The sequence below is a fragment of the Candidatus Enterococcus avicola genome, from assembly GCF_047470845.1.
Classification (GTDB): domain Bacteria; phylum Bacillota; class Bacilli; order Lactobacillales; family Enterococcaceae; genus Enterococcus_D; species Enterococcus_D casseliflavus.
On sequence record NZ_JBLGTY010000010.1, the window covers coordinates 15,515 to 28,440 of the forward strand.

At 44.4% G+C, this 12,926-nt stretch carries 9 protein-coding genes and 1 other annotated feature; of the genes, 8 read left to right on the top strand and 1 reads right to left on the bottom strand.

Going from position 1 to position 12,926, the window contains the following annotated elements; genetic code table 11:
• Positions 1–24: 24 nt before the first annotated feature.
• Entirely contained in the window at positions 25–1,374 is a 1,350-nt protein-coding gene (locus ACI3E5_RS09805; RefSeq protein ID WP_005237529.1) for an aspartate kinase, read from the bottom strand.
• Between the two features lie 358 nt (positions 1,375–1,732).
• Between ACI3E5_RS09805 and ezrA the strand changes: the two genes are divergently transcribed.
• The 8 genes from ezrA to ACI3E5_RS09845 all read left to right on the top strand — a co-directional run bounded on the left by ezrA (position 1,733) and on the right by ACI3E5_RS09845 (position 12,906).
• Positions 1,733–3,454 (top strand): septation ring formation regulator EzrA, encoded by a 1,722-nt coding sequence (gene ezrA / locus ACI3E5_RS09810; RefSeq protein WP_005225145.1) that lies wholly within the window; start codon positions 1,733–1,735, stop codon positions 3,452–3,454.
• 186 nt (positions 3,455–3,640) lie between these two features.
• Positions 3,641–4,783, top strand: a complete 1,143-nt coding sequence (locus ACI3E5_RS09815; RefSeq protein WP_074934654.1) for a cysteine desulfurase family protein — start codon at positions 3,641–3,643, stop codon at positions 4,781–4,783.
• A gap of 47 nt (positions 4,784–4,830) precedes the next feature.
• Positions 4,831–6,039: a tRNA uracil 4-sulfurtransferase ThiI gene (thiI, locus tag ACI3E5_RS09820; protein WP_005225147.1), complete on the top strand. Its 1,209-nt coding sequence runs from the start codon at positions 4,831–4,833 to the stop codon at positions 6,037–6,039.
• 154 nt (positions 6,040–6,193) lie between these two features.
• Positions 6,194–6,847, top strand: coding sequence for a redox-sensing transcriptional repressor Rex (locus ACI3E5_RS09825; RefSeq protein WP_015509044.1), 654 nt, complete (start codon positions 6,194–6,196; stop codon positions 6,845–6,847).
• A 65-nt stretch (positions 6,848–6,912) separates the two neighbouring features.
• Positions 6,913–7,404: a thiol peroxidase gene (gene tpx / locus ACI3E5_RS09830; RefSeq protein ID WP_010747457.1), complete on the top strand. Its 492-nt coding sequence runs from the start codon at positions 6,913–6,915 to the stop codon at positions 7,402–7,404.
• A gap of 57 nt (positions 7,405–7,461) precedes the next feature.
• Positions 7,462–7,696 (top strand) — a binding site (T-box leader).
• Positions 7,697–8,132: 436 nt separating this feature from the next.
• Entirely contained in the window at positions 8,133–10,778 is a 2,646-nt protein-coding gene (locus tag ACI3E5_RS09835) for a valine--tRNA ligase (RefSeq protein WP_142973624.1), read from the top strand.
• 147 nt (positions 10,779–10,925) lie between these two features.
• Positions 10,926–12,239: a bifunctional folylpolyglutamate synthase/dihydrofolate synthase gene (locus tag ACI3E5_RS09840; RefSeq protein WP_096742266.1), complete on the top strand. Its 1,314-nt coding sequence runs from the start codon at positions 10,926–10,928 to the stop codon at positions 12,237–12,239.
• Entirely contained in the window at positions 12,232–12,906 is a 675-nt protein-coding gene (locus tag ACI3E5_RS09845) for an HAD family hydrolase (RefSeq protein WP_096742267.1), read from the top strand. Before ACI3E5_RS09840 ends, ACI3E5_RS09845 begins: the two co-directional genes overlap by 8 nt.
• Positions 12,907–12,926 lie beyond the last annotated feature (20 nt).

Genomic DNA, 12,926 nt, shown 5'->3' on the forward strand with positions numbered 1-12,926 from the left:
AGTGGTGCAACTGGCACGTTTGGTTTAATCAAAGAAAGTGTAGTAAAGGGTTCTGACAGCGGCTTTTTCTTGTTCTTTGTGGATACCGAACATGATGCTGACCTCAGAGGACCCTTGGTTGATCATCTCTAAGTTGATATTTTTCCGCGCAAGGGCAGCGGTACTGTCGGCAGTAATCCCGACTCGTTGACGCATTCCTTCACCAACGACGACGACCATGGATAGATCGTGGGTCATTCGCAGTTCATCGGGATCGATCTCGTAGGCGATCTTGCGCAGCAGTTCTTCTTCCAATACTGGATTCAACTGGTTGGAGCGCATAATGATCGAGATATCATCGATTCCTGAAGGCATGTGTTCATAATTTAAATCAAATTCACGGAAAATCTCTAAGACCCGTAACGTGAACCCAACTTCGCGGTTCATCAAGTATTTGCGAATATAGATCATACAAAAGCCTTCGTCACTGGCAACGCCGATCACGGGCTGATCTAAATTGTCTCTTTGGTTGGTGATCAAGGTACCAGGATGACTTGGATTATTGGTGTTTTTGATCACCACGGGAATTTTTGCATGGTATGAAGGCATCAACGCCTCATCGTGCAACACAGTAAAGCCTGCATAAGACAGCTCTCGCATTTCTCGGTAAGTCACTTCTTTGATGGACTCTGGATGATGAACATAGCCTGGATGAGCAGAAAAAATCCCATCGACATCGGTAAAGTTTTCGTACAATTCTACTTGCAGACCAGCCGCCACGATGGCACCAGAAATATCTGATCCTCCTCGAGAGAAGGTACAGATCTCGCCGGCTTCTGTGTAGCCAAAGAAGCCAGGAATCACTAAGATTTCAGGACTGTCGCGCCATTGTGCGATCTTGGCGTACGACTTGTTCAAGATACGGGCGTTTTGAGGTTCATCCGTCACCAGCAGCCCAAGTTCTTGCGGATTCATGTAGCGAGCAGCTAACCCACGGCTTTGTAAAATCCCTGCGATCAATTTGGCGTTGTTGTCTTCGCCGCTTGCCAAGACTGTATCATAAAGATGCGGATTGTCTTGGGTAGGCAGTGTTTGAAAAGCCGCCAATGATTGCCAGATGCGGTCTAAATGGACTTGTTCGATCCCAAAGGGGGCGGCGATCGCTGTATAGCGGGCATAGATTTCTTCTATTAAATCAGTGATTTCTTCTTGGGCACACAGACGGGTACAGACAGCTAGTAACAGATCGGTGACTTTCTGATCGTCGCTGGAACGCTTACCAGGCGCTGAAACAACAACAAACCGTCTTTTAGGATCACTTTCAATTATCGCAACAACTTTTTCGACTTGTTCGGCTGAGGCAAGGGAACTGCCTCCGAATTTCGCTACTTTCATTTGACATTACTCCTGTTCAAGCTTTTTACTAGAGTACAGTTTCAATAGGGAGAAATCAAGCGGTTTCTTGAAAAAAATCGGAAAAATCAGAAAAAAAGTCACTTGTTGATGTAAATTTCACGATTTGTTTTCATTATCGCTGGAAAAGCCGTGATTTATTTTATTCGATGCGAAAAAAGTCGATCTTTTTTGCCTCAATCTAATGCTTGATTTTTTTCTTTATGCTATAATCTAGCGTAGATGCTTTTTTATAAAGGGACTATCTGTCCTTTTTATACTCAACGAACTTATCAATCAATCTGCTGATCAGCAGGTTTTAGACGAAACATGTATATTTGAAAATTGGAGGAACCACAAAATGGGAACTAATATCATCTTTGGAATTGTCATTGCCATCATCATCATCGCAGCGGTCTTGTATGCAATTGGCTTTTTCATGCGGAAGAAAAACCAAGAAAAGCTGAATGACTTGGAAAAACGCAAAGAAAATCTGTTTGACTTGCCGGTGATCGAAGAAGTCGATGAAGTAAAAAGAATGCACTTGGTTGGTCAAAGTCAAAACACCTTCCGTGAGTGGAACCAACAATGGACAGATATCTCCACAAAATCTTTTGCTGAACTTGAAAGTCAAATCTTTGAAGTGGAAGAGCTGAACGAACGCATCCGCTTTTTTAAAGCAAAAGGGGCGATCGTCCAAGCCGAAGCGACCATGGACGAGATGGAACGCCAAGTGGAAGAGATTCGCGCAGGCTTGAAAGAATTACGAGAAAGTGAAGAACGAAATTCCCTGGAAGTTCAAAAAGCGTTGGACGTTTACGAAGACTTGAAGAAGAAGCTGCGGGATCAAGGCGAAGAATTCGGTCCTGCTTACAATGAGCTGCAAAAACAAATCAAAAACATTGAAATTGAGTTCACCCAATTTGTTACCTTAAATACTTCAGGCGATCCTGTGGAAGCACGGGAAGTGTTAGACCAAGCGGAAAAACACACCTATGAAGTGGAAGACCTAATGAAACGGATCCCAGCGGCGTACGAAGAATTAAATCGTACCTTCCCTGATCAGTTGAAAGAAATCCAAGAAGGTTATAAAAAATTATTAGAACAAAAATATGTGTTCCCAGAAGCAAACTTCCAAGAAGAAATCAATCGTGTGAAAAAACGGGTTGAAAACTCCATGAACGATCTAGCGAAAACAGAAGTCGCTTCCGTTGAAGTGGCAAGCCGTGATACTGCAAGTGATATTGATGCCTTGTATACGGTGATGGAACGTGAGATCAATGCCAAGAAATATGTCATGAAAAATCGTCAGATCATCGAAGACTACATTGACCATGCAACGAAGAACAACCGTCAGTTGTTGATCGAGTTGGATCATACGGCACAAAGCTATACTTTGAATCATAATGAATTGGGTCGCGTCCGCGGCTTCCAAACCGAAGTGGACGAATTGGCTCGCCGCAACAACGAGTACTTACCGAAATTGGAAAAACATGAGATTCCTTATTCAGAAGTGCAAAGCTTCTACAAAGATGCCTACAAGATTTTGGATGATGTGGAAAGCCAGCAAGTTGAAATCGATGATTCTCTTGCGGAATTACGTCGTGGCGAAAAAGTTGCACAAGAAAAAGTGGAAAGCTTCGAATTCCGTCTACGCAACTTGAAACGGTTTGTTGAGAAACAACGCTTACCTGGTTTGCCAGGCGAGTATTTAGAATTCTTCTTCGTGGCAACGGATCGTGTCGAAGAACTAGGCAAAGAATTGAACAAGATTCGCATCAACATGCAAGAAATCAATAAATTGGTTTCTGTCTGTGAAGAAGATCTTGATCTTTTAGATGAACAAACAAAAGACTTAGTGGATGCTGCGGCATTGACTGAGCAAATGATGCAATATGCCAACCGCTATCGTCATTCTCATCCAGATATTAAGGCAGCGATCGACAAATCACTTTACTTGTTTAGTAAAGAATATCGCTACCAAGATGCGCTAGATGAAATCGGCACAGCGTTGGAACGAGTAGAACCAGGTGCCTTCAAACGGATCGAAAACTTCTACTTCAATAACCGCGACTTAGTATAATACGAAAGCCAGCAGTGAAAAACTGACTGGCTTTTTTCATGGAAAGAATGGCTCGCTGCATGAGTACCGCTTACGAAGGAAGGAAAAGTTTCCTTTAAAAAAAGCCAAAGCCAGCGAGTCACCTTGAAACTCAGCCCAAGAGCAGTTATAATGGGAAAGAATTTTTTTAGAGAAAGGGTCCTATCATTGATCTATTTTGACAACAGTGCAACAACCGCTATTTATCCACAAGCTTTAAATACATATGTCCAAGTCAGTCAGCGAATTATCGGCAATCCCTCAAGCCTGCATGATTTAGGAAATCAAGCCAATCGTCTGCTGCAGCAATCTCGTCAGCAGATCGCCGATCTGTTAAACGTTTCTTCCAAAGAGATCGCATTTACCAGTGGGGGAACTGAAGGAGACAACTGGGTCATCAAAGGGTCTGCTTTAGCGAAAAAAGCCTATGGGAATCACCTGATTATTTCCAGTATTGAACACCCTGCCGTCAGTGAAACAGCGGCTCAATTAGCCGAGTTAGGGTTTGAGGTCAGTGTGGTGCCTGTCGATGCCCAAGGCTTTGTCAACGTGTCTGAATTAGCAAACATGATTCGCAAAGAAACGATTTTGGTTTCGGTGATGGCGGTCAATAATGAGGTAGGGTCGATCCAACCGATCCATGAGATCGCAGCTGTGCTAGCGGACCATCCAACAATCCATTTCCATGTAGATGCCGTCCAAGCCATCACAAAGGTGCCGCAAGAACAATGGTTCAATGAGCGGGTCGATTTTGCCGTGTTCTCTGCGCATAAATTTCATGGACCTCGTGGCGCAGGCTTTATCTATTGGAAACAAGGCCGTAAGCTGGCGCCATTGATGACCGGCGGTGGGCAAGAGCAAAACCAGCGCAGCGGTACCGAAAACGTACCAGCAATCGTTGCTATGGCAAAAGCCCTACGTTTAGCGACAGAACAAAAGGCTGAAAAGCCAAACCATGTTCAATTATTAAAAGGCTATTTGCAAGAAGCACTGGCTGGGTACGAGAAAGTCACGCTTTTTTCTGGCACAGAAGGGTTTGCGCCGCACATACTTTGTTTTTCATTAAAAGGGATCCGAGGAGAAGTCTTAGTCCATGCCTTTGAAGAAAAGCAGATCTATCTTTCGACGACGAGCGCTTGTTCCTCCCGTAAAAAGATGGCCAGCAGTACGCTTCATGCGATGCACGTTCCAGAACAGTTAGCAACATCGGCTGTTCGTATCAGTTTAGATGAGAGCAATACAATGGCAGAAGTCGAGCAGTTTCTGATCGTCTTCCACCAGTTGTACCAAAAATTTTCGAAAATCAATTAAGCACGACAGACCACTATAAAATCAATCCAAATCAAAGGAGTTTTCTCGTGAATTATTCAGAAATCATGGTTCGTTATGGCGAACTGTCAACAAAGGGCAAAAATCGTCGTAGTTTTATTATGCAATTAGCTTCAAACGTCAAACGTACCTTAGCAGATTATCCCCATGTCAAAGTTCATGCCGAGCGAGATCGCATGCACTTGCTATTGAACGGTGAAAACAGCCAAGAGATCATTCCTAAGCTGCAAAAAGTCTTTGGGATTCAAAACTTTTCCCCCAGCATTCGGGTCGAAAAAGATATCGAAGTATTAAAGAAAGCCGTTCAAGACGTCATGGCAGAGATCTATACGGGTGTTGAGACCTTCAAAATCACAGCCAAGCGCAGTGATCATTCGTTTGTGCAAGATAGCAACCAGTTGAATTTGACCTTAGGGAATGCGGTGATCGACCGTTTTCCTGATATCAAAGTCCAAATGAAAAAACCAGACATCAATTTGCGTGTAGAAATACGGATCGATGGCGCTTATTTGTCTTATGAAACGATCCAAGGAGCCGCTGGGCTGCCAGTGGGCACCAGTGGAAAGGGAATGTTGATGCTTTCTGGCGGTATCGATTCGCCAGTTGCAGGCTACTTTGCCATGAAACGCGGCGTTGAGATCGAAGCGGTCCATTTCGCAAGTCCTCCTTATACGAGTGAACAAGCGTTGCAAAAAGCCAAAGATTTAACGAAGAAGCTTGCACCTTATGTGGGAAGCATCCAGTTTATCGAAGTTCCGTTTACAGAAATCCAAGAAGAAATCAAAAATCGTGTGCCACAAGGCTATTGGATGACCATCACCCGTCGGATGATGCTGCGTTTGACGGATGCGATTCGGGAAGCTCGTCATGGCTTGATCATCTTAAATGGTGAATCATTAGGACAAGTGGCTTCACAAACTTTGCATAGCATGGTCGCCATCAATGAAGTAACCAATACGCCGATCGTGCGCCCAGTGGCAACGATGGACAAATTGGAAATCATTGAAGTTGCCGAAGCCATTGATACCTTTGAATTATCAGTTCAGCCATTTGAGGATTGCTGCACAATCTTTGCACCTCCTCAACCAAAGACGCGCCCAAGACTGGATAAGGTCCACCAATATGAAGAACGTCTCGATATCGAAGGGATGATGGAACGTGCGATGGCTGGGTTGAAACTGGAAGCAATCACGGCAAATCAAGAAAAAGCAGCAACGGAATTCGCTGAATTTTTATAATAAAACCCCGATTTTAATGCTACGACCACAACTGTTTTTGAACATTTGTGGTCGTTTTTCATCGAGTGAGAGAGTTTGTGAATATTTTCTTGCTATTGAAAATGGAACATGCTACACTCGATATGTGAATCATTTAACAAGGAGGGTGGACAGGATGGAAGCATTAAGAGATAAAAAACTTCCGAAAGCGACGGCAAAACGTTTGCCAGCTTATTTACGACACTTAAAATTACTGGATGCCTCTGGTATTCAGCGAATCAAATCGAAAGAGTTTGCAGAAATCACGCAAGTTCCTTCAGCCACGATCCGCCGAGATTTTTCTCATCTAGGAGAATTGGGCAGAAGTGGCTATGGCTATGATGTTCCCTATCTGATTGAGGTATTGAGCTATATCTTAGAAACCAATGAAGAGAAAAAAATCGCCTTGATTGGTTATGGAAATTTAGGAAAAGCGTTAGCCAACAACAATTTTCGCAGAAATGAAAATCTTTCCGTGGTCGCGGTTTTTGACAATGATCCAGAAATGATTGGTCAGACCATTAGTGGGCGTTATGTCTATGGAATGGATCAATTGGCGGAAGTCGTAGCAGATAAAGGGATCACCGTAGCGATTTCGACCGTTCCTAGCCGTTATTCACAAATGGCGATCGATGCGATCGTGGATGCTGGGATCACAGCGATTTTAAATTTTGCCCCTGATCCCGTCATCGTGCCAAAAGACGTCAATATCCAATACATTGATTTGACGACAGAATTGCAAACATTGATCTTTTTTGATACGACCTACTCGCAAAAATCGAAAGTCTGAGCAAATCCTTTTCGTTTTTTGACAATCTTTCTTATACTGGGAGAAAATGCTATAGGAGAGATGTTATGCAAGTTACACGCAAAGAAACGGTTTATGAGATGCCTGGCAACCAACCAAAAGTAGGGGATAAAGCAGCTGATTTTCGCTTGAAAAGTTTAGAGGACAAGGAATACACACTGACTGATTTTTTAGGAAAACCAACGATCATCAGCGTGGTTCCCGATATCGTGACACGCGTCTGTGCATTGCAGACCAAGCGTTTCAACCAAGAGGCAAGTCAATTGGATGACATCCATTTTGTCACGATTTCTAACAATACAAAAGAAGAACAAGCGCAATGGTGCGGCCAAGAAGGTGTCGACATGATCATGCTTCATGATCCGGCGAATACCTTCGGTGAGGCCTATCAAATCATGATCCCAGACTTCGGTCATTTTGCCCGAGCAATTTTCGTTTTAGACCGTGAAGGCGTGATCCAACACGTTGAGATCGTGCCTGAGATCTCCCACGAACCGGATTATCAAGCAGCCATTGATGCTGCGAAAGCAAACCTCTGATTGACTTTCAAAAAAGTTCATTGTAGAATGTAGCAAGATGAAACAAGAATCTATGATAGCAAGACAATGTTCAAGAGGAGTATCAGTGACCCTGGCGGTCAGAGAGAAGTCGGTCGGTGCAAGACTTCCCCAGACACTGAAAAGGTAGCTTGAAGGTCTTTGATCCGAACCACGGTTTGTTTCTTGCAGACAAAGCCGCACAGTAAGATCAAGCGCGTCGTGAACGTTACCTCACGTCAAAGTGGCAGAGCAATCTGCAATTTAGGTGGTACCGCGTATCAGCGCCCTAATGCCTCGGCATTAGGGCGCTTTTTGCTGTGAATCACTATGATTGGCTTGCGGAGCAAGACAGAATAGATGATGAACAGTACTAGGCGATCATAGGGAGCGTAGTAACCAAACTAGGAATCACAATGAGTGGCCCACAAAGAGGGACAGAGCAGATGATGAACAGTACTAGAAGTCATCAAAACTGGTCCACGAAGCGAGCGAGATCGTTTGCCAAAAGCCCTAAGACACAATAGCTGATCACGGAAGCGAGCCTTGACCTCTGTAAGCAACGTTTTTTTACGAACAACAAGCGAGGCGTCAACAAACAGCTGATAATCATCTCTACCACGGCACTAATCCTGAACGATTCAAACATTGTCACGCTTTACCCAGCAACAGGCACAAAAAAACCACACCAACCATTACGTCTAAAAAACGTAACTTTAGGAGGACCAACTATGACAGAAACTGAAAATCTATCCACCAAGTACAATCCCCAAGAAGTAGAAGCGGGGCGCTACCAAGATTGGTTAGAACATGACCGTTTTAAACCAAGCGGCAACAAAGAAGCAAAACCTTATTCTATCGTGATTCCACCACCAAACGTAACAGGAAAATTGCACTTAGGTCATGCCTGGGATACCACGTTACAAGACATCATCATTCGTCAAAAACGGATGCAAGGGTATGACACCTTATGGCTACCAGGTATGGACCATGCCGGGATCGCTACCCAAGCCAAAGTAGAAGAAAAGCTGCGGGAACAAGGGATTTCTCGCTATGACCTTGGTCGGGAAAAATTCGTTGAACAAGTATGGGATTGGAAAGAAGAATATGCCGGTCACATTCGGGAACAATGGGCGAAACTAGGCTTATCCCTAGACTATAGCCGTGAACGATTCACGTTAGATGATGGATTATCCGAAGCGGTCCGTAAAGTTTTCGTGACGCTATATGAAAAAGGCTTGATCTATCGTGGCGAGTACATCATCAACTGGGATCCGCAAGCCCGCACGGCATTATCTGATATTGAAGTGATCCACAAAGACATCGAAGGTGCTTTTTACCATATGTCTTACGAATTAGCAGATGGCAGCGGTGTGGTGGAGATCGCAACGACTCGTCCAGAAACGATGCTGGGGGATACAGCAGTCGCGGTTCATCCAGAAGATGAACGCTATCAAGCATTGATTGGTAAAAAAGTGATTTTGCCTTTGGTCAATAAAGAGATCCCAATCATCGCAGATGAGTACGTGGACCAAGAATTTGGAACTGGGGTCGTAAAAATCACTCCTGCCCATGACCCGAATGACTTTGAGGTCGGTAACCGCCATGACCTACCACGGGTCAATGTCATGAATGATGACGGAACAATGAACGACTTAGCAGGTACTTATGCAGGCATGGATCGTTTTGCTGCTCGTAAGCAAATCGTGAAAGACTTAGAGGCGTTAGGTCGTCTGATCAAAATCGAAAAAATGGTCCATAGTGTAGGGCACTCAGAACGGACAGGCGTAGTAGTCGAACCTCGTTTATCGACACAATGGTTCGTAAAAATGGAACCATTAGCAAAACAAGCCATCGACAACCAAGAAACCGACGATGCGGTGGACTTTTATCCGCCACGTTTCAACCAAACATTCTTACGTTGGATGGAAAATGTCCATGACTGGGTGATCTCTCGTCAGTTGTGGTGGGGCCATCAAATCCCAGCTTGGTACCACAAAGAAACGGGAGAAATGTATGTAGGACTTGAAGCGCCAGCGGATGCCGAAAATTGGCAACAAGATCCAGACGTATTGGATACCTGGTTTAGTTCTGCTTTATGGCCGTTTTCAACAATGGGGTGGCCAGATGAAAACAATGAAGATTTCCAACGCTACTTCCCAACGAATACATTAGTGACTGGCTATGACATCATTTTCTTCTGGGTAAGCCGTATGATTTTCCAAAGCTTGGAATTTACTGGCAAACGACCATTTGAAAATGTCTTGATCCACGGATTGATCCGTGATGAACAAGGTCGCAAAATGAGTAAGTCGCTTGGAAATGGGATCGATCCGATGGAAGTCATTGAACAATACGGTGCCGATGCATTGCGTTGGTTCTTATCAAATGGCTCTGCACCGGGACAAGACGTGCGTTTCAGCTATGAGAAAATGGATGCCGCTTGGAACTTCATCAATAAAATTTGGAATGCTTCCCGTTTCGTCTTGATGAATGTCAGCGAAATGACTGCCGAAGCCATTGATTTTTCTGGTGAAAAATCAGTGGCGGATCGTTGGATCTTGACGCGCTTGAATGAAACGATTGAAAAAGTCACTGATCTTTTTGAACGCTTCGAATTTGGGGAAGCGGGTCGTCAATTATACAACTTTATCTGGGATGATTTCTGTGACTGGTACATTGAAATGTCGAAAGAAACCTTATACGGTGACAATGAAGCAGCGAAACAAGTCAATAAGAGCATCTTAGTCCATGTTCTTGATCAAATTTTACGCTTGTTGCACCCAATCATGCCATTTGTTACAGAAGAAATCTGGAGCAAACTGCCGCATACAGGGGAATCATTAGTTGTTGCTGAGTATCCACAAGTGGCACCAGAATGGACCGATGAAAAAGCGGCGCAAGGGATGGAAGTGTTGAAAGAATTGATTCGTTCGGTTCGAAACATCCGTGCAGAAGTAAACACACCACTTTCGAAACCAATCACTTTGCTGATCCAAGCAAATGAGCCTGAGATCGAAGAATTCTTGATCGCCAACAAAAACTATATCGAACGCTTCTGTAATCCAGAAGAACTAGAAATCTCTAACAGCTTACAAGCCCCTGAATTGGCGATGTCAGCTATCCTATCAGGTGCGACGATCTACTTGCCGTTAGCTGGGTTGATCAACATTGAAGAAGAAATCGCACGTTTGGAGAAAGAACTAGCGAAGTTCACCCAAGAAGTTCAACGGGTACAAGGCAAACTGGCGAATGAACGCTTCGTTGCCAATGCACCAGAGGAAGTCGTAGCACAAGAACGCAGCAAAGAAGCCGATTATCTTGAAAAACAAAAAGCAGTCCAAGAACGGATCGAGCAATTGCGCACGATTCAATAGGAAGCGTCGACTGTCTGCAAACAAGCATCTCTTGTAGATGCTTGTTTTTGCGTAATCAATAGAAACCGTCAAACAAATTTCTCGTTTAAAGGAAAGAAATTGGGAAAGCTGTGGGATTTTTGATAAAATAAGAGCGAGGTGAAGGAGATGACAAGCGAAGAAGCAACAGCGTGGATCCATTCGCGTTTGGCATTTGGACAAAGACCCGGATTGATGCGTGTCGAAGCATTATTAAAACGAATGGGCAATCCTGAAAAAAACATAACCATGATCCATATCGCCGGCACGAATGGCAAAGGATCAACCGTCAGCTATTTGCGCAGTCTTTTAGAAGAAGCTGGGCAGCAAGTGGGGACTTTTACTTCCCCGCACATTGAAGCGTTCAATGAACGGATCGAAATCAACGGACAATTTATATCAGATGAGGATTTGGTCGCTTGGGTGGAAAAAATCCAGCCGCTGGTTGCTGAAATCGATCGTGATGAAACCCTGACGGGCATCACTCAGTTTGAGATCATTACTGCCATGGCATTAGGCTATTTTGAAGAAAAAAACGTCGATGTTGCGATAATGGAAGTTGGTCTAGGGGGACTTTTAGATAGTACCAACGTTATTTCCCCGATGTTGACAGCGATCACGACGATCGGCATGGATCATATGGATGTCTTAGGCGATACCATTGAAAAAATCGCTGCCCATAAGGCGGGGATCATCAAGCCACAAATTCCCCTTGTGACTGGCAATATCGTCGAAAGTGCGCTTTCGGTGATCGATTTGAAAGCTGCAGAAGCACAGGCACTCGCGTATCATGCAGGGCAAGAGTACCGTGTGACCTATCGTCACCCTGATGAAGAGTGGGGCGAATTGTTTGATTTTGAAAATGAGCATGGCAAAATCAAAGGCTTGAAAACGCCGATGTTAGGCCGCCATCAACCAGAAAATGCCGGTGTTGCGATTCAATTGTATAGCCTGTATTGCGACCTGCGGCAGCTACCGTTTTCAGCCAAAGAAATTCGTAATGGGCTAAGAAAGGCCTATTGGCCCGCCCGAATGGAACGAATCAGCAGTGAACCACTGGTGATCATCGATGGCGCCCATAACGTGCATGCCATGGCTCGCTTGGTGGATACGATGAAAGAAGAGTTCAGCGACTATCGCATCCATGTGCTGTTCTCAGCCTTAGAAACCAAAAACGTCAATGAGATGCTTCAGCAATTGCTGGCAATTCCGCAAGCCGAGATTTATTTAACGACCTTTGATTTCCCAAAAGCATTGCATTTAGCAGACGGCTATCAGGAACTCGATGAAAAACGAATCTCAACCGTCTCTTTATGGCAGTTTGGCTTGGCAGAATTATTAGAAAAAATGACCAATGAAGATTTGCTGCTGGTGACAGGATCGTTGTATTTTGTTTCAGAAGTTCGTGAATTGTTGTTGGCAATAGGAGGAAGAAATGGCTAAGTTACGTGGTGTGATTTTCGATATGGACGGCTTGATTTTTGACACGGAGCTGCTCTATTACCAGGCTACTCAAATCGTGGCGGATCAAATGGGGATTCCCTATACAAAAGAGTTGTATTTAGCTTATGTGGGGGTCTCGGATGAAGAAGTCTGGGCAGCTTACCATGAGCGGTTCGACGAAGCCTTTGGCCATCAAATGATCGAAGACTTTATCCAAGCGGCTTTTCAGCAAACGCTGGAAATGTTCCAACGGGGCGAGGCTGAATTGAAGCCAGGTATCCACGAGTTATTGCATTATCTTGATGAGAAAAAGATTCCCCGAGTGTTGGCGTCTAGCAACCAGCGCAAAGTGATCGATACCTTGCTGGGAGCAGCAGGCTTAACGGCGGAATTTCCTGAGATCGTCTGCTTTGATGATGTCACACGGGCAAAACCAGATCCTGAGATTTTTGAAAAAGCCCATGCATTACTGGCGGTACCAAAAGAAGAATTGGTGATCCTTGAAGATTCGGCTAACGGTATTCATGCTGCTCATGGGGCAGGGATATCAGTCATTATGATTCCCGATTTGATCGCGCCGACGACCATCATTGAAGAAAAAGTCTTGAAAGTCTTACCATCACTAGAGGATGTCCCAGATTTTCTAGAAACCGCCTTTTCGATCTAGCTGCGATTTTTTGCGCACCT

Excerpts from the sequence above, each read along its gene's own strand:
- ACI3E5_RS09805 (WP_005237529.1), bottom strand. The coding sequence starts at position 1,374 with ATGAAAGTAGCGAAATTCGGAGGCAGTTCCCTTGCCTCAGCCGAACAA.
- ezrA (WP_005225145.1), top strand. The coding sequence starts at position 1,733 with ATGGGAACTAATATCATCTTTGGAATTGTCATTGCCATCATCATCATC.
- ACI3E5_RS09825 (WP_015509044.1), top strand. The coding sequence starts at position 6,194 with ATGGAAGCATTAAGAGATAAAAAACTTCCGAAAGCGACGGCAAAACGT.
- tpx (WP_010747457.1), top strand. The coding sequence starts at position 6,913 with ATGCAAGTTACACGCAAAGAAACGGTTTATGAGATGCCTGGCAACCAA.
- ACI3E5_RS09835 (WP_142973624.1), top strand. The coding sequence starts at position 8,133 with ATGACAGAAACTGAAAATCTATCCACCAAGTACAATCCCCAAGAAGTA.
- ACI3E5_RS09840 (WP_096742266.1), top strand. The coding sequence starts at position 10,926 with ATGACAAGCGAAGAAGCAACAGCGTGGATCCATTCGCGTTTGGCATTT.
- ACI3E5_RS09845 (WP_096742267.1), top strand. The coding sequence starts at position 12,232 with ATGGCTAAGTTACGTGGTGTGATTTTCGATATGGACGGCTTGATTTTT.